Origin of the sequence: Ciceribacter sichuanensis (genome assembly GCF_024055605.1) — a bacterium.
GTDB classification, from domain to species: Bacteria; Pseudomonadota; Alphaproteobacteria; order Rhizobiales; family Rhizobiaceae; genus Allorhizobium; species Allorhizobium sichuanense.
Window position 1 is genome coordinate 1,179,246 of sequence record NZ_JAMXLX010000001.1, and the last position, 24,184, is coordinate 1,203,429.

The 24,184-nt window shown below is 60.1% G+C and carries 27 protein-coding genes; 14 read left to right on the forward strand and 13 right to left on the reverse strand.

The window, feature by feature from the left end; all coding sequences use genetic code 11:
- Positions 1 to 26: 26 nt before the first annotated feature.
- Complete coding sequence (znuA, locus tag NBH21_RS05820; protein ID WP_250914642.1) at positions 27 to 1,043, reverse strand: zinc ABC transporter substrate-binding protein ZnuA; 1,017 nt, start codon at positions 1,041 to 1,043, stop codon at positions 27 to 29.
- A 105-nt stretch (positions 1,044 to 1,148) separates the two neighbouring features.
- Between znuA and NBH21_RS05825 the strand changes: the two genes are divergently transcribed.
- The 3 genes from NBH21_RS05825 to NBH21_RS05835 are packed head-to-tail and all read left to right on the forward strand — an operon-like array spanning position 1,149 to position 3,320.
- On the forward strand, positions 1,149 to 2,111 hold the full coding sequence (locus tag NBH21_RS05825) for an ATP-binding cassette domain-containing protein (RefSeq protein ID WP_250914643.1): 963 nt from the start codon (positions 1,149 to 1,151) through the stop codon (positions 2,109 to 2,111).
- Entirely contained in the window at positions 2,104 to 2,919 is an 816-nt protein-coding gene (znuB, locus tag NBH21_RS05830; protein ID WP_250914644.1) for a zinc ABC transporter permease subunit ZnuB, read from the forward strand. Before NBH21_RS05825 ends, znuB begins: the two co-directional genes overlap by 8 nt.
- A gap of 5 nt (positions 2,920 to 2,924) precedes the next feature.
- On the forward strand, positions 2,925 to 3,320 hold the full coding sequence (locus tag NBH21_RS05835) for a Fur family transcriptional regulator (RefSeq protein WP_099057726.1): 396 nt from the start codon (positions 2,925 to 2,927) through the stop codon (positions 3,318 to 3,320).
- A 21-nt stretch (positions 3,321 to 3,341) separates the two neighbouring features.
- Here the strand turns inward: NBH21_RS05835 and NBH21_RS05840 are convergent, their stop codons facing one another.
- The 6 genes from NBH21_RS05840 to NBH21_RS05865 form a co-directional block, all read right to left on the reverse strand.
- Entirely contained in the window at positions 3,342 to 3,869 is a 528-nt protein-coding gene (locus tag NBH21_RS05840) for a gamma carbonic anhydrase family protein (protein ID WP_250914645.1), read from the reverse strand.
- 27 nt (positions 3,870 to 3,896) lie between these two features.
- Complete coding sequence (locus NBH21_RS05845) at positions 3,897 to 4,166, reverse strand: hypothetical protein (protein ID WP_250914646.1); 270 nt, start codon at positions 4,164 to 4,166, stop codon at positions 3,897 to 3,899.
- A 46-nt stretch (positions 4,167 to 4,212) separates the two neighbouring features.
- Complete coding sequence (locus NBH21_RS05850) at positions 4,213 to 5,664, reverse strand: D-alanyl-D-alanine carboxypeptidase (protein ID WP_250914744.1); 1,452 nt, start codon at positions 5,662 to 5,664, stop codon at positions 4,213 to 4,215.
- 134 nt (positions 5,665 to 5,798) lie between these two features.
- Positions 5,799 to 6,590: a hypothetical protein gene (locus NBH21_RS05855; RefSeq protein ID WP_342452001.1), complete on the reverse strand. Its 792-nt coding sequence runs from the start codon at positions 6,588 to 6,590 to the stop codon at positions 5,799 to 5,801.
- 269 nt (positions 6,591 to 6,859) lie between these two features.
- Positions 6,860 to 7,471, reverse strand: a complete 612-nt coding sequence (locus NBH21_RS05860) for a transglutaminase-like cysteine peptidase (protein ID WP_250914647.1) — start codon at positions 7,469 to 7,471, stop codon at positions 6,860 to 6,862.
- A gap of 596 nt (positions 7,472 to 8,067) precedes the next feature.
- Positions 8,068 to 8,679: a PilZ domain-containing protein gene (locus NBH21_RS05865; protein ID WP_250914648.1), complete on the reverse strand. Its 612-nt coding sequence runs from the start codon at positions 8,677 to 8,679 to the stop codon at positions 8,068 to 8,070.
- Between the two features lie 343 nt (positions 8,680 to 9,022).
- On the opposite strand from NBH21_RS05865, the gene NBH21_RS05870 reads away from it, so the two are divergent.
- Both NBH21_RS05870 and NBH21_RS05875 read left to right on the forward strand, forming a co-directional pair.
- Positions 9,023 to 9,775 carry a rhomboid family intramembrane serine protease gene (locus tag NBH21_RS05870; RefSeq protein ID WP_250914649.1) on the forward strand — a complete coding sequence of 251 codons (753 nt, stop codon included), beginning with the start codon at positions 9,023 to 9,025 and terminating at the stop codon, positions 9,773 to 9,775.
- 226 nt (positions 9,776 to 10,001) lie between these two features.
- Positions 10,002 to 10,436, forward strand: coding sequence for a CBS domain-containing protein (locus tag NBH21_RS05875; protein ID WP_250914650.1), 435 nt, complete (start codon positions 10,002 to 10,004; stop codon positions 10,434 to 10,436).
- A gap of 55 nt (positions 10,437 to 10,491) precedes the next feature.
- Here the strand turns inward: NBH21_RS05875 and NBH21_RS05880 are convergent, their stop codons facing one another.
- From NBH21_RS05880 to folE, 3 genes are all read right to left on the reverse strand, one after another.
- The gene (locus NBH21_RS05880) at positions 10,492 to 11,445 is read right to left on the reverse strand and encodes a patatin-like phospholipase family protein (protein WP_250914651.1); all 954 of its coding nucleotides are present in this window, start codon (positions 11,443 to 11,445) and stop codon (positions 10,492 to 10,494) included.
- A 103-nt stretch (positions 11,446 to 11,548) separates the two neighbouring features.
- The gene (gene hisI / locus NBH21_RS05885) at positions 11,549 to 12,016 is read right to left on the reverse strand and encodes a phosphoribosyl-AMP cyclohydrolase (protein WP_250914652.1); all 468 of its coding nucleotides are present in this window, start codon (positions 12,014 to 12,016) and stop codon (positions 11,549 to 11,551) included.
- A 64-nt stretch (positions 12,017 to 12,080) separates the two neighbouring features.
- A complete protein-coding gene (gene folE, locus NBH21_RS05890; RefSeq protein ID WP_250914653.1) occupies positions 12,081 to 12,686 on the reverse strand; it encodes a GTP cyclohydrolase I FolE in 606 nt (201 codons plus the stop codon).
- Between the two features lie 278 nt (positions 12,687 to 12,964).
- On the opposite strand from folE, the gene NBH21_RS05895 reads away from it, so the two are divergent.
- From NBH21_RS05895 to NBH21_RS05910, 4 genes are all read left to right on the forward strand, one after another.
- Positions 12,965 to 13,414: an iron-sulfur cluster assembly scaffold protein gene (locus tag NBH21_RS05895; protein ID WP_250914654.1), complete on the forward strand. Its 450-nt coding sequence runs from the start codon at positions 12,965 to 12,967 to the stop codon at positions 13,412 to 13,414.
- Between the two features lie 4 nt (positions 13,415 to 13,418).
- Positions 13,419 to 13,805 (forward strand): membrane protein insertion efficiency factor YidD, encoded by a 387-nt coding sequence (gene yidD, locus NBH21_RS05900; protein ID WP_250914655.1) that lies wholly within the window; start codon positions 13,419 to 13,421, stop codon positions 13,803 to 13,805.
- Positions 13,806 to 13,922: 117 nt separating this feature from the next.
- Positions 13,923 to 15,944: a threonine--tRNA ligase gene (gene thrS, locus NBH21_RS05905; RefSeq protein ID WP_250914656.1), complete on the forward strand. Its 2,022-nt coding sequence runs from the start codon at positions 13,923 to 13,925 to the stop codon at positions 15,942 to 15,944.
- Between the two features lie 102 nt (positions 15,945 to 16,046).
- The gene (locus NBH21_RS05910) at positions 16,047 to 16,889 is read left to right on the forward strand and encodes a lysophospholipid acyltransferase family protein (RefSeq protein ID WP_250914657.1); all 843 of its coding nucleotides are present in this window, start codon (positions 16,047 to 16,049) and stop codon (positions 16,887 to 16,889) included.
- 16 nt (positions 16,890 to 16,905) lie between these two features.
- On the opposite strand, the gene NBH21_RS05915 is transcribed toward NBH21_RS05910, so the two are convergent.
- Entirely contained in the window at positions 16,906 to 17,856 is a 951-nt protein-coding gene (locus NBH21_RS05915; protein WP_425340376.1) for a hypothetical protein, read from the reverse strand.
- A gap of 108 nt (positions 17,857 to 17,964) precedes the next feature.
- On the opposite strand from NBH21_RS05915, the gene NBH21_RS05920 reads away from it, so the two are divergent.
- Together NBH21_RS05920 and NBH21_RS05925 are read left to right on the forward strand one after the other, a co-directional pair.
- Entirely contained in the window at positions 17,965 to 18,549 is a 585-nt protein-coding gene (locus tag NBH21_RS05920; protein ID WP_250914658.1) for a nitroreductase family protein, read from the forward strand.
- Positions 18,549 to 19,163 (forward strand): flavin reductase family protein, encoded by a 615-nt coding sequence (locus tag NBH21_RS05925; protein WP_250914747.1) that lies wholly within the window; start codon positions 18,549 to 18,551, stop codon positions 19,161 to 19,163. Before NBH21_RS05920 ends, NBH21_RS05925 begins: the two co-directional genes overlap by 1 nt.
- Positions 19,164 to 19,171: 8 nt before the next feature.
- Here the strand turns inward: NBH21_RS05925 and NBH21_RS05930 are convergent, their stop codons facing one another.
- A complete protein-coding gene (locus tag NBH21_RS05930; RefSeq protein ID WP_250914659.1) occupies positions 19,172 to 19,894 on the reverse strand; it encodes a hypothetical protein in 723 nt (240 codons plus the stop codon).
- 91 nt (positions 19,895 to 19,985) lie between these two features.
- Between NBH21_RS05930 and NBH21_RS05935 the strand changes: the two genes are divergently transcribed.
- Positions 19,986 to 21,122 carry a DUF2336 domain-containing protein gene (locus NBH21_RS05935; RefSeq protein WP_250914660.1) on the forward strand — a complete coding sequence of 379 codons (1,137 nt, stop codon included), beginning with the start codon at positions 19,986 to 19,988 and terminating at the stop codon, positions 21,120 to 21,122.
- Between the two features lie 9 nt (positions 21,123 to 21,131).
- Here the strand turns inward: NBH21_RS05935 and NBH21_RS05940 are convergent, their stop codons facing one another.
- Positions 21,132 to 21,566 carry a hypothetical protein gene (locus NBH21_RS05940; protein WP_250914661.1) on the reverse strand — a complete coding sequence of 145 codons (435 nt, stop codon included), beginning with the start codon at positions 21,564 to 21,566 and terminating at the stop codon, positions 21,132 to 21,134.
- Positions 21,567 to 21,731: 165 nt separating this feature from the next.
- On the opposite strand from NBH21_RS05940, the gene NBH21_RS05945 reads away from it, so the two are divergent.
- Both NBH21_RS05945 and NBH21_RS05950 read left to right on the forward strand, forming a co-directional pair.
- Positions 21,732 to 22,193: a GNAT family N-acetyltransferase gene (locus tag NBH21_RS05945; RefSeq protein ID WP_250914662.1), complete on the forward strand. Its 462-nt coding sequence runs from the start codon at positions 21,732 to 21,734 to the stop codon at positions 22,191 to 22,193.
- A gap of 143 nt (positions 22,194 to 22,336) precedes the next feature.
- Positions 22,337 to 24,067 carry an ABC transporter ATP-binding protein gene (locus NBH21_RS05950; RefSeq protein WP_250914663.1) on the forward strand — a complete coding sequence of 577 codons (1,731 nt, stop codon included), beginning with the start codon at positions 22,337 to 22,339 and terminating at the stop codon, positions 24,065 to 24,067.
- Positions 24,068 to 24,184 lie beyond the last annotated feature (117 nt).

Genomic DNA, 24,184 nt, shown 5'->3' on the forward strand with positions numbered 1-24,184 from the left:
CCGTCCGCCCTCCGCAGAGTACAAGCTTAATGGGACAAGCAGTCAGCCAGAGACTTGGCCATGCCGCGCAGAAGCGTTGAGTAAAGCTCGGGGCCTTCCGTGATGGCGCCGCCCTCGGGATCGAGTGTACCGCTCTTCGCGTCGGTGCCCTCCGTAACGACCTTGATCAGCTTCGGTTCGAACTGGGGTTCGGCGAAGACGCAGGCCGCGCCGAGTTCCTTGACCTTGGCATGGATTTGGGACACGCGCTCCGCACCGGGCATCGTCTCCGGGCTGACGGTGATCGAGCCAGCGACGCGGACATGGTAGCGGTGTTCGAAATACTGGTAGGCATCGTGGAAGACGATGAAGGGCTTGTCGGCGACAGGCGCAACGGTTTCGGCGATTTCCTTGTCCAGCGCGGTCAGTTCGTCGTCCAGCGCCTTGGCGTTCGCCTTGTAGCGCGCGGCGTTGGCAGGATCGGCCTCGATCAGCGTCGCCTCGATAGCACCGGCCATTACCTTGGCGTTCATCGGGTCGAGCCAGAGATGCATGTCCGTGCCGCCATGTTCGTCATGATGATGTTCATCGGCATGCCCGGCTTCCTCACCGCTGGCTTCAGCATGCTCTGCTCCGTGGTCGTCATGATGCTCGCCCTCGGCATGCTCGTCATGTTCGCCATGATCATGGGCTTCGAAAGCGCCGCCTTCCCTGAAGGGCAGCTTGGTAATGCCGGGAGCGTCCTCAAGTTCGACGACCTTGGCCTTGCCGGCCAGGGCATCGAGCGGCTTTTCAAGAAAAGCCTCAAGTCCGGGGCCGACCCAGAAGACCACGTCGGCATGTTCGAGAGCCCGGGCATTGGACGGCTTCATGTTATAGGTGTGGGGGGAAGCCGCGCCCTCCACGATCAGGCTCGGTTCCGCAACGCCCTTCATGATGGCTGCCACGAGCGAGTGGATCGGCTTGATCGACACCACGACTTCCGGCGGCGCGGCAAAGGCGAGCGAAGGCATAAATAGAAGAGCTGCCGTGGTGGTGAAAAGGCCGGCGCGGGACTTGATCATAGGGGTATCTCCATCTTGAATGTGTTATGTAATAATATTACATTCATTGCGTAACGCTATAACGTGTGGCATAGCGTCGTGCAACAACAAATTTTCGGGGTCACGATGTCCCAGCCAGAAACTAGAAACGATCAGCCGCTGGTCATGCTGCAGGAGGCCGGCATCCGCAGAAGCGGGCGCTGGCTCGTTCGCGGCGTCGAATTTTCCGTGGCGCCCGGAGAGATCGTCACGCTGATCGGTCCGAACGGTTCCGGAAAGTCGACGAGCGCCAAGATGGCGATCGGCGTGCTGAAGCCGGATGAGGGCAGGGTCGAGCGCAAGCCCGGTCTTCGCGTCGGTTATGTACCGCAGAAGCTGGCCGTCGACTGGACCATGCCGCTGACCGTCAAGCGCTTGATGAGCCTTACGGGACCTTTGCCTGAGAACGAGATCAAGTTGGTGCTGGCGGCCGTGGGCATTGCCCATCTCGCATCTGCAGAGGTGCAGCATCTGTCGGGCGGGGAATTCCAGCGCGCCTTGCTTGCCCGCGCCATCGCCCGCAAGCCCGACCTGCTGGTACTGGACGAACCGGTTCAAGGCGTGGATTTCTCCGGCGAAATCGCGCTCTACGATCTCATCACCTCGATCCGCAATTCCACCGGTTGCGGCATCCTGCTGATTTCCCACGACCTGCACGTCGTCATGGCCGAAACGGACACCGTCATCTGCCTCAACGGTCATGTCTGTTGCCGCGGCACCCCGGCGGCCGTCAGCCAGAGCCCGGAATATATGCGGCTCTTCGGCGCCAATGCAGGCCGCACGCTCGCTGTCTACAGCCACGATCACGACCATACCCATCTGCCCGACGGTCGAGTCATGCACAGCGATGGCAGCGTAACCGAACATTGCCATCCGGGTGATGGCCACCATCATCATGATGAGGACCATCAGCATCGCGAACACGACCATGACCACCATCACGAAGATCACCATCATGGCCATGTGCATGGCGGGATTGATCAGGAAGCGACAGGCGGGGGAGCCGTTCTAACCCCGGCGGACGAGAGCAGGGAGAACAATCATGTTTGACGATTTCTTCCTGCGCGCAATGCTGGCGGGTATCGGGCTGGCGCTGACCACCGGTCCGCTCGGCTGTTTCGTCATCTGGCGTCGCATGGCCTATTTCGGCGATACCATGGCCCATTCTGCGCTTCTCGGTGTCGCGCTTTCGCTGCTGCTGTCGCTCAATCTGATGGTGAGCGTCTTCGTCGTGGCGTCGATGGTCTCGCTTCTGCTGCTTCTCCTGCAGCGGCGGCAGGCACTCTCGGCTGATGCGCTGCTCGGCATACTCAGCCACGCGACACTGGCGATCGGCCTCGTGATGGTCGCCTTCATGACCCGGGTGCGCATCGATCTGGTGGCCTTCCTCTTTGGGGATATCCTTGCGGTCGACAGCACCGATATCGTCGTCGTCTGGGTCGGCGGCGCTGTGGTGCTTGGCATGATCGCCTGGCTCTGGCGTCCGCTGCTGGCTGCGACCGTCAATGCGGAACTTGCCGAGGCCGAGGGATTGCAGCCCGAGCGGGCGCGTCTTGCCTTCATGCTGCTGATGGCACTGGTGATCGCCATTGCGATGAAGATCGTTGGAATCATGCTGATCACGTCGCTGTTGATCATTCCCGCCGCTACAGCGCGTCGGTTTGCAACGACGCCCGAGGTTATGGCGGTCTTCGCATCGCTCATCGGCGCAGTCGCCGTCGTCTTTGGTCTTTTCGGATCATTGACCTATGATACGCCGTCCGGCCCTTCGATTGTCGTGGCGGCCCTTGTACTCTTTCTCTTGAGTCTTTTACCCAAGCCCGGACGCGAGGGTGCAGAGACGAACAGGCAGGGATAGGCCCCATGACAACGCCACAACTGACGAAGAACCAATCGCTTGTCTTCGACGCATTGACGGAATCGGTTGGACCGCTTTCGGCCTACGGGATCCTTGACCGCCTGCGTGATCACGGGTTCCGGGCGCCGCTACAGGTCTATCGGGCGCTCGACAAGCTGGTCGAGATGGGGCTGGTGCATCGCCTTGAGAGCATCAACTCCTTCGTGGTCTGCGCCCATCCCAAGCAGGATTGCTGCCATCATGGCACGGTCGCCTTCGCGATCTGCAACAAATGCGGCCGTGTCAGCGAATTCCACGATCACGCCATCGATCATCGGCTGGCGGACTGGGCCAAGGGCCAGCGCTTCAAGGCGGAAAAGACGACGATCGAGATCCGGGGCCTCTGCGCCGAATGCGCCTGACCGGCAACCAACCCCGCTGAATCAGATCTGCTTGAGATTGCGGGCGAAGCGCTGCCAGTTGCGTACGTAGTTTTCCGCCGACAAGGTGAGCCCTGCCGCCGAGGCCTCGTCCAGGGTTCTGACGACCCGGGCGGGTGAACCGACGATCAGCGAATTGTCGGGGAATTCCTTGTTCTCGGTAATCAGCGCGTTTGCGCCAACGAGGCAGTTGCTGCCGATTTTCGCGCCGTTCAGAACGGTAACGCCCATGCCGATCAGGGAATTGTCGCCGATCGTGCAGCCATGAATGATGGCGTGGTGCCCGATCGTGCAGCCCCTGCCGATCGTCACAGGAAAGCGCGGGTCCGTATGGATCATCACGCCTTCCTGAATATTGGTCCGTTCGCCGATGACAATCGGTTCGTTGTCGCCGCGCAGGACGGCTCCGAACCAGATGCCGACGTCCTCGCCGAGATCGACCTGCCCGATCACATGAGCGTCGGGCGCGATCCAGAAACGCCCCTCATGGGGTGTCTTCGGCGAAAGATTTCCGAGCGAATATAGCGGCATGGAATGGTATCCGTCGTTCAGCCGTCTTCAGCGCAGGCGCAGAAGAACAGGAAAACGGCCGGCCTGCGAAGAGACGTGCAGGTGGATATTGGCTTCCGGCTGCGAATAACGCCAGGCGCGTGCGCCGTGGCAGAGCAGCAGGCCGATCAGATCCTTGGTGCGCGAGCGCTTACGGCTAAGTCCGAGATCGGCAAGCCGGAACGCAGCCTCGTGCAGCGGATGCAGGCCGTAATGCCCTCCGCGGCTTTCGTTGTCCTGGCTCGCCGCGAATTCTAAGTGCTTTTCGTTCGATGCCATGTTCGTTACCTCGTACGCGATAAAAATCGAGGTCGGGAGGCGACTGTCACTGCATTGCAGCCCAGCAGCCAATACCCACCTTTTTCAAGCTCTTGCATGCATTAACCGCTGTCTTCTGGTCGTCGAAGCCACCGAACCGCGCGCGATAAAGTTGCTCCGAACCACTGTTGTAGGCGACGGTGAAAGGGGTGGCGGAACGCAATACCTTGCCGCCTTTATCCTGCGCCTTGCGCAGGAGTGTCATGGCCTGTTCCCGATCCGGCGAGGTGCCGATCTGGATGACCCAACCCGTCGAAGGCTGAGTGGAGGCCGTTGTCGTCTGGTCGAGATCCACCGGTTTCACGGCTGCCTGTGCGACGGATTCTTCCTCTTCCGCAAGAGACTGCGGTGCGGCTGAGGCCTTTACGTTCGGCATATAGGCCGGAGCCGGCTGCGGAACGGGCACTCCTGCGGAAAGCGGGCGTTCCGGTGTTCCCGTAGCGGCCTTCAGCGCCGCTGCGGCACCGTTGTCGTTTGCCGGTGCGGCGAAGGCCGAAGCGACGGCGCCATTCTTGTAGCGCGTATCGGGAAGCGGGCCGTCGGAAGGCAAGCGCGGTGTGCTGGCGGAGACTGCAGGCTCTTCCGCGGCAGCGGCAGCCACAGACGGGGCTACCGATGTGTTGACCTTGGCGATCAGGTCGCCACCGCCGCCGGAGCGGGAGGCTTTCGGCATATAGCGCAGAACGAGCTGCTTCATGGTTTCGTTGCGCTTGGCGCCCGAGGAGGAGCCCATCACGACGCCGACAATCGAGCGGCCGTCAGCCTGGGCCGACGTCACGAGATTGTAGCCAGCCGCCCGCGTGTAGCCGGTCTTGATACCATCGACGCCGCGAACCGCACCGAGAAGGCGGTTATGATTGCCGATTGTCTGCTTGCCGAACTGGAAGCTGCGGGTGGAGAAGTAACCGAAGTACTGCGGGAAATGCTGCCGAAGCGCGATGCCGAGACGGGCCTGGTCGCGGGCGGTGGTCATCTGCGCCGTATTGGGCAGGCCGTTGGCGTTACGATAGGTGGTCTTGGTCATGCCGAGGCTGCGGGCTTTGGCGGTCATCTGCTGGGCGAAACGGCTTTCGGAGCCGCCGAGATATTCGCCAAGGGCTGTTGCCATGTCATTGGCGGATCGCGTCACGAGAGCAAGAATTGCCTGCTCGACCGTTACCGAACGACCCGCACCAACGCCGAGTTTCGACGGAGGCTCCGCAGCAGCGTTGGCCGATACCGGCACCTTGCTGTCCAGGCGGATACGACCCGCTTCGAGCGCCTCGAAGGTGAGATAGAGCGTCATCATCTTGGTGAGGGACGCTGGATAGCGAAGGCTGTCGGCATCCTCGCTGTAGAGAACCTTGCCCGTGCCGGCGTCGACAACAATGCCGGCATATTTGGGCGCGGCATCGGCCGAGCCGACGTTGACACCGACTGCTGCCGCGAAAACCAGAGCGGCCGCCGCCAGCTTCTGCATCTTTCGCGCGAGGTTGAGACTTCCAATTCTATTCTGCACCGCAAGAACTCTTTAAATGCTGATCATCTGGGATCCGGGCTCGCCCCCACGTGCCCAATTCGGGAAAGTCTACGGCCGCAGCCTTACCAAGAGGTTTATAATGAATCATTCCTTGCCGGATCCCGTTGCATTTTATGGGAGGGCGCGAGGGGCGGGGCCTTGATGCGTGCTTCAATGTGACCCCGGATGGCCGTGTCGATAGCCAGCCAATCCTTTAACATCAGGCTTGAGAACCGGTAGAGAACCGTCAGGTCCTTCCCGACATGGATGTCGCGCTGGCAATCGCCGCTGGTGGCCAGCGATGGATCGGCGGGAAGGATGCAGCGGACGGCGTAGCGTGTCCCGTCGGGAAGGTCTGCGGTGAGCAGCGTCTCGTTGTCGTAGCCGGTGCCCCGGCGAAACTTGTGAAGCGTAAGTCCGGCCGGACCATTTTGCGGTGAGCCGCCGAACAGGAGTGAATAGATCGGCTCCACCCGACCGGACATGTCGCGGGACATGGTGCTCTGTGAAAGCTGCAGGAAAATCAGGGAGTCGGTGCTTGCTATGTCGTCGAACCGACGCCTCAGGTCCTTGCTGTAGCCGGTCATTTCCGGCCAGAGCAGATAGAGGTCGATCCGTTCGCTCTCGCCATCCCGGCGCTGGTCCTCGAAGCGGGTGGTGTTCGCCTCCAGTTGCAGTTGGTCCTGCCCGATGGCGACGGTGAAACTGGCCGTGCTATCGCTATGGCCGGCAAGCACCAGCTCCTGTCCGAAGCTGCGGCCGAAGACATGGACTGCTAGAGAAAGAAGGGCGAGGGCGGCGATCGCAGAGGTTACGATGAACAGAAAGCGATTGGATATCAGCGGGCTGTGGTGGTGCGCATCGTCTGCCGTGTTTGCCATGCCCATCCCTTGCCCCGGTGTGCAACTCGCAGCCTCCGCCCAGTGTCGTCATCGGCGGTCGGCTTTCGAATCCTTGATCTTTTATCGTGGGTGAGCGTCGATGAAGATGGTTAACGCCGCGTAAAGGGTCGCGGTGGCGCCAGGTGCCGCACAGGCATTCGGTCGAAAAAAAGTGAGCCGGTCCCGGGATGAGCGGGACCGGCTCGTTGGCTCCGGTCGGGGACGGGGTATGCGGGGGACAGACCGGGCCAGAAGCAGTGAAGCCTGCTCGCGGGCTAGTTCGTGCCGACGCTGCCGACTGCGGGTGCGCGACCGTCCTGAAGCTTGACCCAGCGGCCGGGATCATCGGTCGACTGGCGCTTGAGGTAGGTGTATTCCGTGTCTGACCAGAGCAGCACCTTGTTGCGCATGTTGTCGAGAACGAAGTCGCCGCGGTCGGTTCTTACCGTCAGCACCGCGTGACCTTCTCCGCTCGGCTGTAATACGACTGTAATCAACAGGTCAGCTGGCGAGAACCCCTTTTCCATCAAAAGCTTGCGCTTGAGGAGGACGAAGTCTTCGCAATCGCCGACGGTGCGCGGATAGGCCCAGCGCTCCTCTACGCCGTAGATCTCCATGTCGGTCATCGGCGTGATCGAGCTGTTGACGGTGTAGTTCACGTCGAGCAGGACTTTCCAGTTATCCTCGGTCAGCAGGGTCGGGCCCGTATCGCCGCTGGCTGGCCGGCATTCGCTCGCATAGGTCTTGCAGAATTCGTAGTGACCGATCGGCGGATTTGCCTTGCCGATGATCTTCATGCTGGCGGGTACTGCGGCGGCCGGCGCGGCGAGCGCTCCAAGTAGCGCGGCGGTTAAAAATCCAATCCCCAGAGTTTTCTTTTTTGTCATTTGTTGTCTCCCTGCGATGGAGCCAACATGACACGTATATTTTGATCTCTCGCAAAATGTCGAAGTAAAATAAGAGGTTCAATAGATTTAAACTTGCAGATAAACAGAATAAAACAAGTATAAAATAAAAGTAAAACTTAAGAGGAATTCGATGAAAAATTTCGTTGAATTTTACCTTGTTTGGGCGATGCGTATTTCCCGATGAGGGTTTGGCAGCAGTGTAACTTAATGAAATTAAATGGAAAAATTCGCTTTTCAATTATCTCGCGGTGCGGGCCGATTTCCAACCTCCGATGGGTGGCGGAGTACGCTTGATCTGTGACCCCAATCGTTCACCCCGCGTCGGGTCAACACCCAAGGATCCGCCAGAGGGCGGCGAGATGAAATTCGGGCGAAAGATTTTTCACAAGAGTGTGATGAAGGGGTGTTTCTTATACAGACAGTCGCCTGAACCCGGCGTGAATGCCAGAATATCGGCTCGACAATCGGAATCGATCCTCGGAGAGGCTCGATGTATAGATTTTGGATTCTCTGATGAAAGTGCGCGCAAGGGGCCGCCACGACAAGCGAGCGGTTTCGAGCCGGAAGCTGGCTACTTAGAGAAATTCGGTGAGGGCTTCGCGCGATTGCAGCGACAGAAACTCGATGGCGACGCCTTCGAGGAAGTGACGCACGATGCGGCCGCGCATGTTGCCGAGCTGAACCGCGGTGCCAATCGGCGGGCGGATGTCGATATCGACGGCGGCGCCCGAAAGTGACAGGTCCATCAGGCGGCAGGGGTAGCGGCGGCCGTCTTCAAGGGTGAGCTGGGCCACTGTGTTGCGCGGTGTCAGGCGGTCGTGGCGACGATCCTCGGGCAGGCCGAGTTCGTGCTTGTTGGCAATCCAGGTCAGCTGTGCCGCAAGCTTTTCACGCTTGCGGCCGGTCGCGACGATGGAAATGACGAAACCGTCCTCGGTCAGCTTGGTGACTGTGCCTTCGATGCGTCCGAGGTGGTCGATATAGGCAATGACCCGCTCGTTGGCGCGCGGTCGGCCGGCGCAGGCGAAATTGACGTCGCCCGGCGACATGTCGATCACCTTGCAGACATACTCCTCGTAATTGGCAAGCATCAGACGGCCCTGCAGGTTCACCGCGACGCGCTGGAAGGCGCGCTGCTGTGCAGGAGGAGCCGTATTGCTGTTCTGCGTTGCTTGAAAGGAATACATGGACGAACGTTTGAAATATTTCGCGATGGTGAAATGCTTAGCGGCAAGCTGTTAACATAACGTTCTTTGACTATGCCCGTCGGACTGGAAAGTTTGGACCGGCTCCTGTAGTTAAGGTTAATATTTCCTTTTCGTTGCGCGGGCGCCGCGGCTGTGGCAAATGGAACGTCAAGACGTATCGAAGCAATCTGCTTCAGCACCAACTGTCGGGTAGGGGTTGAACCCTGGGGGACCCGATAAGCCGTTCGGCTCCGGCCGGACGGCTTTTTTTTGTACGCGCGCTGCGTTATGGCTCGCTGGTGAGGCGGATAGAGCGTTCGCTGGCTTGCAGAGGTAGGACCCGATGGACGAACAGACGCCGCAGTCCGCAGAGGAGCGACTCTTGCCGGAGGATGAAAAGCCTCGAAGAGAGCCGGTTTTCAATCTTCCGGCGGGCATTCTTCTTTCATTGATACTGCTCGCGGCGATTTACTTTGTCCAGACTGTCTTGTTGTCGCCGGAAATGGCGGACTGGATGACGATCGAGTTCGGCTTTTCTCCGATCCGCTATGCCTATCCGCTGTCCGGCCAGGGATATGAATGGCTCTGGACGCCCGTTACGTATTCCCTGCTTCATGGCAGCCTTGAGCATCTGGCTTTCAACGGTCTCTGGCTGGCGGCATTCGGTACACCGGTTCTCCGCAGGATCGGACTTGGACGTTTCCTCTTGCTGTGGGCGATCTCGTCGGCTGCGGGCGCCGCACTGCACACTGCCGTCAACTGGGGACAGCCGACGATCCTGATTGGCGCGTCCGGCGCTGTGTCGGCATTCATGGGCGCTGCCTGCCGATTCGCCTTTGGCGGACGGGCAAGACAGGCAGCTTCGTTCTTCGGCTATCATCCGCCCAGGCTATCGATCCTCGATGCCCTCAAGCAGAAGACGGTTCGGGTCTTCATCCTCGTCTGGTTCGTCGGCAATCTCGTGGTTGCCTTTGGTATACCGCTCTTCGGAGATGTCGGTGCGGCCGTTGCCTGGGATGCGCATATCGGCGGTTTCCTGCTCGGATTCCTGGGTTTCGGGCTCTTTGATCCGGTACGTGATCCGCGCAATCGCTAAGTGCGATGCCACCAGTCGGACGCACACAGCACACTCCAACTGTTTGAACCTGCACATCGGGCTTTCTGAAAATCTGCTCCGGTTTTCGGAATGCACGATGCGCCGGCGAGGCAGATTCTGCCGCATATTGCAATCTCCTTGGATAACAGGCACCATTTGCCCAATCGGAAACCGCATGGAGGTTGTGGCGTTCGATAAGGGTTCAATGATTGCCAAGGAGGAGAATATGTCTGTATCCGTCAGGAGCATACTCGAGGTGAAGGGGCGCAACGTTGTCACCGTCGGCCCCAACGTGACACTGGCCGAAGCAACCCGCGTACTTGAAGAAAACAGGATCGGCGCCGTCGTGGTCGTCGGCATGGAGAGCCGTATCGTGGGCATCTTCACCGAGCGCGATGTCGTTCGCGCCATCGGCCAGTCGGCAGGTGCTGCGCTCGACAAGCCGGTCTCTGCGGTGATGACATCGAACGTTCATCGCTGCCGCGAGGACACCACCGTCAACGAACTGATGGAAATGATGTCCAGTCGCCGCTTCCGCCACGTGCCCGTCGAGGAACAGGGAAAGCTCTGTGGCATTATTTCGATCGGTGACGTCGTGAAGTCACGTATTCGCGAGATCGAACTCGAAGCAGAACAGATCAAGGCTTACATCGCAGGCTGAGCAGCCGGGCTCACAAGTGTTCGGCCGGAGCGACCTCCGGCCGGCAAACGTCTCGTCAGCGGGTGAAGGTTTCCTGCAGTCGCTTGAGATCGTTGATGCGCGCTTTCGTTTCCTCGTAGCCCCGCTCGATTGCTTCTCCGGCGCGATGGAATTCGGAAAGCCCGATATCGTTGAGCCGTGGATGGAGTGCGAGGTCCGGCGGATCGCCGGCGAGCCTTGCGCGTGAAATGCGATCCTGAATGATGTTGAAGGCCTGCACCATCACCCCGGTCAGACCGAGCCTGTGGCGATCCTTTGGAGGTGCGTCGGAAACATCCTTGAGTTCGCCGGCCCTGTGCTTGACGACAGCGGAACGACCGAAGAGATCGTAATGCAGGTTGGCCGCGACCACCAGCGGCTGCTCATAGGCACGGCAGACGGATACCGGCACGGGATTGACCAAGGCGCCGTCGATCAGCGTCCGATTGTTGCAGTTGACGGGTTCGAAGATGCCCGGAAGCGCATATGAGGCTCGCAGCGCCGTGATGAGGTGGCCGCTTTCGATCCACACCTCGTGGCCGCTCTTGAGTTCGGCAGCGACAGCGACGAAAGGCTTCGGCAGGTCCTCGATCATGAGGCCCTGCAGATGCTCCTGCATTCTCTTTGTCAGGCGCATGCCGCCGAGCAGGCCGCCGCCACCGATCGTGAGATCGAGGAGCGATGCGATCCGACGCATGGTGAGTGAACGGGCAAAGGCTTCGAGTTCATCAAGCTTTCCAGCGAGATAACAGCCGCCAACCAGCGCGCCGATCGAGGTGCCGGCAATCATGCTGACTTCGATTTCCGCCTCGTCGAGAGCCCGGAGAACACCGATATGTGCCCAGCCGCGAGCCGCTCCGCCGCCAAGGGCAAGCGCGATCTTGGTCTTTTTCGGTTTCTGTGGTTCGAGGGGCGGCGGTGCTACAGCCGTCGTTCCCCCTGCTGCCGCATTCCGTGCGGACGCATTACCCTTGATACTCCAGTTCAGCATCTCCGCACTTCCTCACGGCTGAACAACTCCCAGTGCATCATTAGCGCACCGGATGCTTACCAAATCGTTTCGCGGCGGAGTGGGCGTGTCCGGAAATGATCCGTCAGGCCTTCTTGTCCGGTCCGCCATAGATGGCATCGGGATCGAAGTGACGGTGATTGTCGGTGATGTCGAGGCGCGCCGCATCGCCGGAAAGCGATACGCTACGATAAAAGCAGGATCGACGCCCTGTGTGACAGGTAGCGTCGTGGCCAGCCACCTCGACCTTCAGCCAGACGGCATCCTGGTCGCAATCGGTCCGGATTTCCCTTACGCCTTGCAGATTGCCGGAACTTTCACCCTTTTTCCAGATTTTCCCGCGCGAGCGGCTGTAATAATGCGCAATGCCCGTTTCGAGCGTCAGCGCGAGAGCCTCGGCATTCATGTGGGCGACCATCAGAAGTTCGCCGTCGCGCGCGTCCGTGACGACGGCAGTCAGCAGGCCCTTTTCGTCGAACTTCGGCGTGAAGTGCGTGTCTTCCTCAAGTGCGTGCTTGTCGGACGGAGGCGGATCGAAGGTGATCGTCGTCATAATGCATTCCTGAAAAGGAGGCCTGAATGGGAGGGAGGCCTGAAAGGGACGATAGATCCGCCGCTCAGCGGCCGCGCACCATCGACATGAAGCGGGCCTGCTCGGTGGCATTGTCCTTGAACCGGCCTGTGAAGGTGGTCGTCAGAGTAGTGGAGCCGGACTTCTGGACACCGCGCATGGCCATGCACATATGCTCGGCCTCGATGAAGACGGCAACGCCCTGCGGGCGCAGGGTTTCCTCGATGGCATTGGCGATCTGCGCCGTCATCGCTTCCTGCGTCTGCAGGCGGCGGCCATAAACTTCCACCACACGGGCGATCTTGGAAAGGCCGAGCACGCGACCATCGGGCAAATAGGCGACATGCGCCTTGCCGATCACCGGCAGCATGTGATGTTCGCAATGCGAGAAGAACGGGATGTCACGCACCAGCACGATATCGTTGTAGCTCGCGACTTCTTCAAAGGTCGTGCCGAGAACGTCGTCGATATCTGCATCGTAGCCGGCAAACAGCTCACGATAGGCCTTGACCACGCGCTTCGGCGTGTCGAGCAACCCTTCGCGGTTGGGGTCGTCTCCAACCCAGCGCAACAGCGTGCGGACGGCCGCTTCAGCCTCTTCCCGGCTCGGGCGGTCGGTCTCGGACGATAGCTTGTTGACGATGGCATCCATGCCCATGGTCTCCCGGTTCTTCGTGGTACGGACCGTTTGTTTCGCTTTTTCCGCCTGTAAATGCGTAACTCGGTTCATCTTGGCAAGTCCGTTCTTTCAATTCTTGAGCGACGGACCGGCGCCGCCCTTGTTTTGTTTGGATCGAATTCTCAACTCTCATATAATGGCGTTAAAGGCAGAGTGAAGGAATGTCAGTGCAACAGTGTGTTGCGTAAAGTGATTACAACGCGCTCGCCACCTTGATCGTATAAGGGTTCAGGAGACCATAAAGACCTGCCATGGACGACATATATAATTCCAAGATTCTCGATTTCGCGGGTAACATCGTCCGAACCGGCCGGCTGGATGAGGCCGATGCCGTCTCCGAGAAACACTCGAAGCTCTGCGGCTCCCGCGTCAAGGTCTATCTAAAGATGGAAGGCGGTGTCGTGACCGACTTTTCCCATGAGGTGAGGGCCTGTGCACTTGGCCAGGCGTCTTCCTCGATCATGGCCCGCCATGTCGTGGGAGCGACTGCCGAGGAGGTTCGCACCGCCCGTGACGATATGCTGGCCATGCTGAAGGATGGTGGCGAGGGTCCCTCCGGCCGCTTCGAGGACATGCGGTTCCTGAAACCGGTTCGCGACTACAAGGCCCGCCATGCCTCCACTATGCTGACCTTCGAGGCTGTCGTGGATTGTGTCGACCAGATCGAAGCCTGCACGGCTGCGACCGTCAGGGCGGGCTGACCCGATGTGTGACCATCCGGGCTGCGGCCATGATCGGCCCCGGGCGGAAGCTCCGCGTGGTCGAAACTATGCCGGCCCATTTCGCAAGACGCCCGACCGGCTTCTCGGGATGGCGTTCATAAGGCTCTACCAGCTGACGCTTTCCAGTTTGATCGGCAACTCCTGCCGCCACATGCCGACCTGTTCCGAATACGGTTACGAGGCGATCGCCCGTCATGGTCTATGGGCAGGCGGATGGCTCACTCTGTTCCGGGTGGGGCGCTGCGGACCCGGCGGCACCTGGGGCGTGGATCCGGTGCCGGATGCGCTGGACAGGGCCTATCGCTGGTGGGCGCCGTGGCGCTACTGGCGGGCCGGCCGCAAACGGCGGGATATCGGCGGCAACGCCTGATTTTCTTTACTTCTTTGCGGTTTCAGACTAAGACGCGCCGCGTTACAGGCCGCTCCGATTGGTTCGGCTTTCAATCACCACCCGCATTCGTTGGCGGGACTGGATAAGGAGATATTCATGTCTGAATCTGTTTCCCTCAAATTTCCCGATGGCTCCGTCCGCAGTTTTGCTGCCGGCACGACCGGTCGCGATGTCGCCGAGTCGATTTCGAAGTCGCTTGCCAAGAAGGCTGTCGCCATTGCGCTCGACGGCTCCCTGCGCGATCTTTCCGATCCCATTGTTGACGGCGCCATTGAAATCGTTACCCGCACCGATCCGCGTGCGCTGGAACTCATCCGCCACGACGCCGCCCATGTGATGGCTGAAGCCGTGCAGGAACTCTGGCCCGGCACGCAGGTCACCATCGGTCCGGTGATCGAAAACGGCTTCTATTACGACTTCAAGCGTGTCCATCCGGATACCCGCGAGGACTGGCCCTTCACTCCGGAAGATCTTCCGAAGATCGAAAAGAAGATGAAGGAGATTATCCAGAAGAACGCGGCCTTCACCAAGGAAGTCTGGTCGCGCGACAAGGCGCGGGACGTGTTTGCCGACAAGGGTGAGGCCTACAAGGTCGAGCTGGTCGATGCGATCCCGGAAGGACAGGACCTGAAGATCTACAGGCAGGGCGACTGGTTCGACCTTTGCCGGGGTCCGCACATGGCCTCCACCGGCCAGGTCGGCACCGCTTTCAAGCTCATGAAGGTGGCGGGCGCTTACTGGCGCGGCGATTCCACTCGTCCGATGCTGACCCGTATCTACGGAACGGCCTGGGCCGAGCAGGAACAGCTGGACAACTACCTGCATGTTCTCGCGGAAGCCGAAAAGCGCGACCACCGCAAGATCGGCCGCGAAATGGACCTGTTCCATTTCCAGGAAGAAGGTCCGGGCGTTGTCTTCTGGCATGGCAAGGGCTGGCGCATGTTCCAGACCCTGACGGCCTACATGCGTCGCCGGCTGTCCGGCGCCTATCAGGAAGTCAACGCTCCGCAGGTGCTCGACAAATCGCTCTGGGAAACCTCCGGTCACTGGGGCTGGTATCAGGAGAACATGTTTGCGGTGAAGTCCGCGCATGCCTTCACCAATGCCGATGACGAGGAGGCCGACCAGCGCGTTTTCGCACTGAAGCCGATGAACTGCCCGGGACACGTGCAGATCTTCAAGCATGGCCTGAAGTCCTATCGCGACATGCCCGTGCGCCTCGCCGAGTTCGGTCTCGTCCATCGCTACGAAGCGTCCGGCGCCCTGCACGGTCTGATGCGTGTGCGCGGCTTCACTCAGGATGATGCGCACGTCTTCTGCACGGAAGAGCAGATGGCGGCCGAGTGCCTGCGCATCAACGACCTGATCCTGTCGGTCTATGAGGACTTCGGGTTCAAGGAAGTGGTGGTGAAGCTTTCGACCCGTCCAGAGAAGCGTGTCGGCTCTGACGAGCTCTGGGATCGCGCCGAAACGGTGATGATGGACGTGCTGAAGACCATCGAGGAACAGTCCGGCGGACGCATCAAGACCGGCATTCTGCCGGGCGAGGGCGCCTTCTACGGTCCGAAGTTCGAATACACCCTGAAGGATGCCATCGGCCGTGACTGGCAGTGCGGCACCACGCAGGTCGATTTCAACCTGCCGGAACGCTTCGGGGCTTTCTACATCGACCAGAGTTCGGAGAAGAAGCAGCCGGTGATGATTCACCGGGCGATCTGCGGTTCCATGGAACGCTTCCTCGGCATCCTGATCGAGAACTTCGCCGGCCACATGCCGCTGTGGTTCGCGCCGACGCAGGTTGTGGTTGCGACCATCACCTCCGAAGCCGACGGTTACGGACAGGAAGTGGCGGATGCGTTGCGCGACGCCGGTCTTCAGGTCGAAACCGACTTCCGTAACGAGAAGATCAACTACAAGGTCCGCGAGCATTCGGTGACCAAGGTTCCGGTGATCATCGTCTGCGGCAAGCGCGAGTCCGAAGAGCGGACGGTCAACATCCGCCGTTTGGGTTCTCAGGATCAGACCGCCATGACGCTCGACGAAGCGATCAAGGCCCTGTCGCTGGAAGCCACGGCACCGGACCTGAAGCGGAAGCTGGCGGGCAAAGCCTCCGCCTGATTGTGATTGTCCGACAGGGCCTGCGAACAGGTCCTGTCAGACATTTGTCACATCATTGTTATACGGCCTTTGGAATATGTAACGCTGGTTAAGGGGAATACCTTGCGTTTCGATGAGCTTTCCTACGCCAATGAACGTGACCCGCGCCTGAAACGCTGGTTCATCCGGTCGATCGAGGGGCTTTCCGGCCGCGATCGCTTTGCCCGTCTCTATGACATCTGGCGCACCGATATCGTCGGCAAGACCGACCGTGTCTTCGGCAAGATGCTCGATCTCATCGATGTGCACCTGAAGGTGCAGGGGCAATGGCCGCCGGCCAATCTTCCGCAAGGCCCTGTCGTCATTGTCGCGAACCATCCGTTCGGCATCGGAGACGGTATTGCCATTCTGGCGCTGGCCGAGGAACTCGGACGTCCCTTCCGGGTGCTGATCAACAATGAACTGCTGAAGGTGCCGGAAATGGCGCCTTATTCGCTACCCGTTTCCTTCGAGGAGACCAAGGAAGCGATGGCGATCAACATGAGGACACGCCATGAGGCGGTGAGGCTCCTGAAGGAAGGGGTGACCGTGATCGTGTTTCCGGCCGGTGGTGTTGCGACCGCTCGCCGGGGCTTTGGTCGCGCGGAAGATTTGCCGTGGAAGATATTTCCGGCAAAGCTCATCCAGGCTGCCGGTGCGAATGTGATCCCCGTCTATTTCGAGGGGCAGAACGGCCGGCTTTTCCATCTGGCCAGCAAGCTGTCGCTTACGCTCAGAATTTCGCTGCTGATCCGCGAGTTCCGACGTCTTTCGGGATCGACCATATCGGCCCGTATCGGGGATCTGCTGAACTGGGAGGATCTTCGCGCCATCCCGGATCGCAAGGACATCCTTGCGCGGCTCTATGATGCCGTCTTCTCCATGGCGCCGGCGCGTCGCCGTATAGCGTTGAAAAAGGCCGGCTGAACCGCAAGCGTGCGGCTTACTTCGTCAGAAGCAGTTCGACATCGACGTTCTGGCCGGCGCTGACGGTAAAGTCTTTCTGGTAGATCTTGTCCTTGTTGCGGGCAATCGCGGTATATTCGCCTTCCGCCAGCACCATGACCGGGAAGGCGCTGACGCTTTCAGCCACGATGTCGCCCGAAGAGGCAAGGACCGACCATGCGGTGTCGGCGATCGCTTCGCCGCCGGCTTCCGAGACCAGCTTGAGATTGATCTGAGCCGCACGGTGCTGGATGGTTGCCTCAGTCAGCTTGCCGGCCTCCACCTTGATGTCGGCACGTACCACGGCATTGACCGAGCCGTATTCGGAAACGATGTGATAGGTGCCGGTGTTAAGGCGGACGATCGTGTCCGGCTTCACATCCTCGAGCACAAGGCCACGCTCGCCATCGGCCTGAACTTCGGCCGAATAGACGTCGAATTTCAGTTCCTTGGCCGGAATACGGGTGTCGGAGCCAGACACGGCATTCAGCAGGATGCCGCCTGCATCGAGCACCAGAACCTGCTTTTCGACTTCGCCTTCGCGCGGCACGGACAGCTTTTTCGTGGCACCCGCGCGGCCGAAGGAAACATTGACGAAATAATCGCCCGGCTCGAGCTGGAAGTCGGCCGAACCGCCTTCGACGCTTGCGAGAAGCGGCAGCTTACCGTCGCTGCCGGGGATTGGGCTGAAGACACGCCACGAGAGGCCCTGCTGCATCGGTTCGCCATCGCTGGTGAGCTTGGCTTCGAGCGCAACACTCTTTGATGTGGATCGCGACGGTGCTGTCTGGCTGAAATTGGGGGAAAACGCGTTCAGCTTCGGCATCTTGGTGGTGCCGTTGAGCTGTTTGAACGACTGGAATGCGTCTTCACCGCGCGCGGATGTCATGGCAAACAATGTTGCCGCCACGACGAACAACAAGCGGGCAGCGCGGGAATGGCGGATCATGTATCGCACAATTGGTTGACTTCTACTCCAATGACAGCAACTTCAATCGCAATGCGATGGCAATTTCAAGACGTGTCCGCCATCGAGAAAGCCGGAAAGTGCCCTTGAATGAAAAATGATATGAAACTTATCGATTATCTCGCCGTTCGCCGTTCCATTCCCGCCTTCCAGATGAGTGAGCCGGGACCGACGACCGACGAACTCGAGCAGATTCTCACATTGGCCGTCCGTGTGCCGGATCACGGCAAGATCGCCCCCTGGCGGTTTATCGTTTACCGCGGTGAGGAGAGGGGTCGCATAGGCGAAGAACTGCTCGCCATGGCGGTTCAGAAGAATCCGGACCTTTCCGAGGAAATGGTCAATGTCGAGCGCACCCGCTTCAGCCGCGCTCCTGTCGTGATAGCGGTAGTCAGTACGGCCGCCCCGCATGTAAAGATCCCCGAGTGGGAGCAGGTGATGTCTGCCGGCGCGGTCTGCCTCAATCTCCTGATGGCGGCCAATGCCGTCGGCTTCGTATCCAACTGGTTGACCGAATGGTTTGCCTATGACGAGCGGGCCTATCCGCTGCTCGGGATCAAGCCGGGCGAGAAGGTGGCGGGCTTTATCCATATCGGTTCCACGACCTTTCCTGCGGTCGAGCGACCGCGCCCGGCTCTTGCGGATGTGGTTACATGGGTGGGAGACGGCGCCTGATGTTCTACGAGACGGAAACCAACCGCCACGGCCTCGCCCACGATCCGTTCAAGGCGATCGTCGCGCCTCGGCCGATCGGTTGGATCGGCACGCGCGGGCGGGATGGATCGGTCAATCTTTCCCCCTATTCCTTCTTCAATGCCGTGAGCGACCGGCCGAAGGTCGTCATGTTTTCCTCCAGCGGCCGCAAAGACTCGTTGAAGAATGCCGAGGAGACCGGCGTCTTCACCGCAAGCTTCGTAGGCTTCGATCTGGTGGAAAAGGTGAACCTTTCCTCGGTCGTCGTTCCTTACGGTGTGAGTGAATTCGAGATTGCAGGCCTGACCCCGGTGGAAGGGCGACTGGTTTCCGCTCCCTTCGTCGGCGAAGCCGTAGCAGCGCTCGAATGCCGCGTGACGGAGGTCCACACCCTGAAAACGCTGGAGGGTGGCGCTTCGGACAGCCATGCCGTGTTCGGCCAGGTTGTCGGCATCCACATTAACGAGAGCGTCATCCGCAACGGCCGGTTCGATGTGGCGCTGGCGCGGCCGGTGGCGCGCATGGGCTACATGGACTTCGCCGAACAGGCGCCGGTCTTCGAAATGTTTCGCCCCGAGGCGCCGAAGAAGCTCTAACCGGCTTCTTAGGGTGTTTCTGCATCGCTGTCGCGGGTCGCAAGGATCGCTGCGACCTGCGTCGGTTGGGACGTGACGAGTGCAGTAAAGCCATCCTGCCGGGCGCGGGTGCAAGCTTCTGCAAGAGCCTTGCCCGACAAATCCGGCTCGAGCCAGCTGAAGGCGGGCACGCCGGCGTGGGACGCGGCCAGCAACGTGATATCCGCGGCAAGCCGAGGTGTTCCGGCCGCTCCGCCGTTACGCCTCAGAGCGCTCGTATTGCATCCCAGTCCTTTAAGGCGCGGTGTCCGTCCCGTAAAACTCTCTGCATTGAGCAATCCTGCCGGATTGTCTCCCATCACCGCAAGGATTGCGGTTGCACCGACGGGAAGCTGCCGGATGGCTTCTTCCGCGGAAAGCAGCGTATCCAGCCGCTGGAGGTCCGAGCCGTTCCGCGTATTGCCGAGCACGATTCCCTGTGGAAGCGATTCCATCAGCACCGCGAGCTGCGCCGCAAGCGCATCGTTGTCCGGATTGTTGTCGAGATAGGCAAGGTGCGGAATACCGCCATGGCCTTCCTCAAGGGAGGACTTACGGGGCTGACCGCTGTCGTTCACTACGATTGCATCCACCGCATGCGCCACGTCTCTGGCCTCGAATGAGGGAGTGATCGCGAGCAGGATCCGTAGTGAAGGTCCCTTGAGGATGTCGTTGTCGTCGCTGGCCAGATCGGCCTCCCGGTTAATGAACATGGTGAACTGAATGTTAAACCTTTTGCCGTTACCGTGAAACCATAAGCCAAGTGATCTTACGCGGCTTCTCAGGGCTTGGTTGGGTTTTGCAGTGATCGTCGCAGCTTTTCTTCGTTGGGTAGAGACGGCCAAGGCGGGGGACAGGGCACGGGCAGCCAATGCGCTTGCAAGGGCCTATCTTCGCTCCAACATGACTGCCCAGGAACGGCAGGCTGCCCATATGGCGATGACCTGCCTGCTGGACGATCCTTCGCCGCGCGTGCGCCTGGCGCTGGCCGAAGCTCTGGCCGAATCCGAATCTGCTCCGCGCGGTCTGATGGTCTCTCTTGCCGAGGACCAGCCGGAAATTGCCGCGGCTGCGATCCTGCGTTCGCCAGTGCTGGGCGATATGGATCTCGTCGATCTTGCCGGTCGCGGCAATGCCGAGACGCGAGCCCTTATTGCCGCCCGCCCGTCGCTGTCGCGCGTCGTCGCAGCCGCTCTTGCGGAGATAGGCGATGCAGGTGAAGTCTGTGTATTGCTGGAAAATACAAGCGCTGGAATCTCCCGGCTGACCCTTCGGCGAATCGCGGAACGTCACGGTGCCGAAGACGAGGTGAGGGCGCTTCTGCTGGCTCGCGAAGACCTCCCCGCAGCAGTACGCCAGATCCTTGTCGGTTATGTTACCGAAGCATTGACCGGTTCCGATTTCGTTCTCGCCGCCATCGGTGCGCGTCGCATGGAGCGGCTGGCCCGCGAGGCTGGGGCGGCTGCCTCCATCGTCATCGCCGGGACGGCTACGCCCGAGGAGCTGCCGTCACTGGTCGAACAGCTACGGATGGAGGGGCGTCTGACGCCCGCCTTCCTGATGCATGCGTTATGCGTCGGGCGGACGGATTTCTTCGCGTCGGTCGTTGTCGCACTTTCCGGTCTTGAAGAGCGGCGTGTCCGGGCCATTCTCGCGACCGGACGCTTCCACTCCGTGCGTGCGCTGCTCGAAAGCGTTGGTCTTGCCCGTGACATCAGCCCGCTTTTCGTCGATGCGATCATGCTATGGCGTAATGCCGTCCTGTCGTCCCAGGCAACTGATGTGGACAATATCGCCCCGCGCCTGATGGCGCGCTACCGCGATGGTGCCCACCGTCCGGCGGCCACGATGGAGCTTCTGGAAATGGTCGAGAAGCTGGCCATATCGGAAGAGCGGCGTATCGCCCGCGACTACGCGAACGGCATCGCTTTCGCGGCCTGAGGCCGCCTGTTACGGAACGATCTTCTTGGCCACCCAGGAATAGCCGTCTGCAACGACGTGGAGCGGCGTTGCAAACACCATCTTGATGTCGGAGGTTTCGGGCAGCACGTTGCGGATCTTGGAGATTGCACGGGCGGCAAGCGACTGGCGCTCCTCCTCCGGCAGCGAGGCGGCCGGGCCGGGCAGAGGGGCCGGTTCATCGACCGCCGGCTTGGCGGCGCCTTCCGGGGGTGTCTGCATGTCCGCCGTCTGTTTGTCCGGTGGCTGGCATACGGCAACCACCATCGGGTAGTTGATACCGGAATACCCTTCCAGCACCTTCTCCGTGGCGGCATCGCAAAGTTCCACGGACACGAAATGCTGTTGTGCCGTTGCTACATAATGGCATTCGTTGACGCTGTCGTCGCAGCCAAGAATGGTCATGACGATAAGGGCGGCTTGCATGTGAAACCCGTTTTCGAAAATGGCTGGTGATATCGATGTGTTTCCCTCACTTTCAATCAGAGGAATGCAGCCGAAGCAAGACGATAGCAGGGCGTCGCGGCGGCGATCTTGACCGACCGGCGACATTTGGCTGAAGCTTCCGCCTTATTGTGGAAGGAAAGCGCCATGCCCGTCACCATTGCCCGCGAACCGGTCCGTCAGAAGGCAGTGATTGCCCTTCTCCAACAGTCGGATGCCTATATGGCGACGCTCTATCCGGCCGAGAGCAATCACCTGCTTGACGTAGCCTCGCTGGAAAAGCCCGAGGTGTCGTTTTTCGTGGCGCGGAAGGATGGCGAAATCGTCGGATGCTGCGCACTCGTGGTGTCTGGCGATGGTACCGCCGAAATCAAGCGCATGTTCGTGTCGCCCGAAGCACGCGGCCTTGCTATCGGCCGCCTTCTGATGGAAGCTCTGGAGGATTGCGCTCGCGCCACGGGACTTGCGGCCATCTGTCTCGAAACGGGTATAAGCCAGCCGGAAGCCATCGGGCTTTATCGTCGTTTCGGATTTGTGGAAATTCCGCCCTTCGGTTCCTACAGGCCAGATCCCTTGAGCCTGTTCATGGAAAAGCGGCTGGCGGACTAGCCACCTGTACCGGCGAAGCGGCAAATCACCCGTGAAGCGTCAAGTAATGCCCTTGGCGCGGTGGCAAAAATATGAAAGAGAAAATCAACATTTAGCCTCCTGTCTCGGTGGCGACGTCTCTTTCCATTCCTTACGGACTGATCATGCTTCGCAGATTTTTCGCTTTCTATTGGCCTTATCGCGGCCTGTTCGTCCTCGATTTCGGCTGTGCCGTCTTGTCGGGCGTGCTGGAGCTAGGCTTCCCGATGGCCGTGAAATCTTTTGTCGACGATCTCCTGCCGAGCGGACAATGGGGCCTGATCGTCGGAGCTTCGCTCGCCCTGCTGGTGATCTACCTGCTCAATACTGTTCTGATGGCGACCGTCACCTACTGGGGACACATGCTCGGCATCAATATCGAGACGGATATGCGCCGCCTCGCCTTCAGCCACATCCAGAAACTCTCCTTCCGCTATTTCGATAACGAGAAGACCGGTCATCTCGTGGGGCGGCTAACCAAGGATCTGGAGGAGATCGGCGAAGTCGCCCATCACGGTCCGGAAGACCTGTTTATCGCGATCATGACCTTTATCGGCGCCCTTCTGCTGATGCTGTCGATCAATGTCGAACTGGCGCTGTTGACGGCTGCGATCGTGCCGCTGACGGCCTGGGTCACCAGCCGTTACGGCACGCGGATGACGGATAACTTCCGTGCGCTTTTCGGCCGTGTCGGCGACTTCAATACGCGCATCGAGGAAAATGTCGGCGGCATCCGCGTGGTGCAGGCCTTTGCCAACGAAGAGCACGAACGCACGCTTTTCGAAAGGGACAACCAGAACTATCGCCGCACCAAGCTCGCGGCCTACAGGATCATGGCTGCCAGCGTTTCCATGAGCTACATGAGCATGCGGCTGATCCAGATGGTCGTGATGATCACCGGAGCCTATTTCGTGCTGTCAGGCGATCTGTCGAATGGCGGTTTCGTCAGCTTCCTGCTGCTGGTCGGCGTATTTTTCCGGCCCGTCGAGAAGATCAATTCCGTCATCGAAACCTATCCCAAGGGCATTGCCGGTTTCCGCCGCTTCGTCGAACTCATCGACACCGAGCCGGATATCGCCGATGCGCCGGATGCCGTCGAGGCACCGCAGTTCAAGGGCGATATCGCCTTCCGGTCCGTAAGCTTTGGCTATACCCCGGAAAAGCCGGTGCTGCGCGGCATCGATCTCGACATCAAGGCTGGTGAGACCATCGCTTTCGTCGGACCGTCCGGAGCCGGCAAGACGACGCTCTGCTCGCTGTTGCCGCGCTTCTACGATGTCACCACGGGAGCGATCACCATCGACGGGCATGATATCCGCAAGCTGACGCTTGCCTCGCTGCGCAGTCAGATCGGCATCGTGCAGCAGGACGTCTTCCTGTTCGGCGGTACGGTGCGCGAGAACATCGCCTATGGCCGTCTCGGTGCGTCCGAGGTCGAGATCATGGAAGCCGCCCGTCGTGCTAAGCTCGATGGTGTCATCGCCGGCATGCCACAGGGGCTCGATACCGTCATCGGCGAGCGCGGCGTCAAGCTTTCCGGCGGCCAGAAGCAGCGCATGGCGATTGCCCGCATGTTCCTGAAAAACCCACCCATTCTTATCCTCGACGAAGCGACGTCCGCGCTCGACACGGAGACGGAGCGGGCGATCCAGCAGTCGCTCAGCGAACTCTCCGAAGGGCGAACGACCCTGGTGATCGCCCACCGCCTGGCAACGATCCGCGATGCTTCCCGGATTGTTGTGGTGGACGCGAGTGGCATTTCCGAGATCGGCACCCATACCGAACTCCTGCGTGCCGGCCGGGGCTATGCCCGGCTATACGAGGCTCAGTTCGGACAATTGGGCGCGGCGGAGTAATCCACCGCTTTCACGGTTTGATTTCTGCTCTGCGACAGCGCCGGGTATCCAGTCGGACGTGCAGAGGCTGGCTCTGGCTTCCTGAAACAAACGTTATCGACCCGCAAATCGATTCTG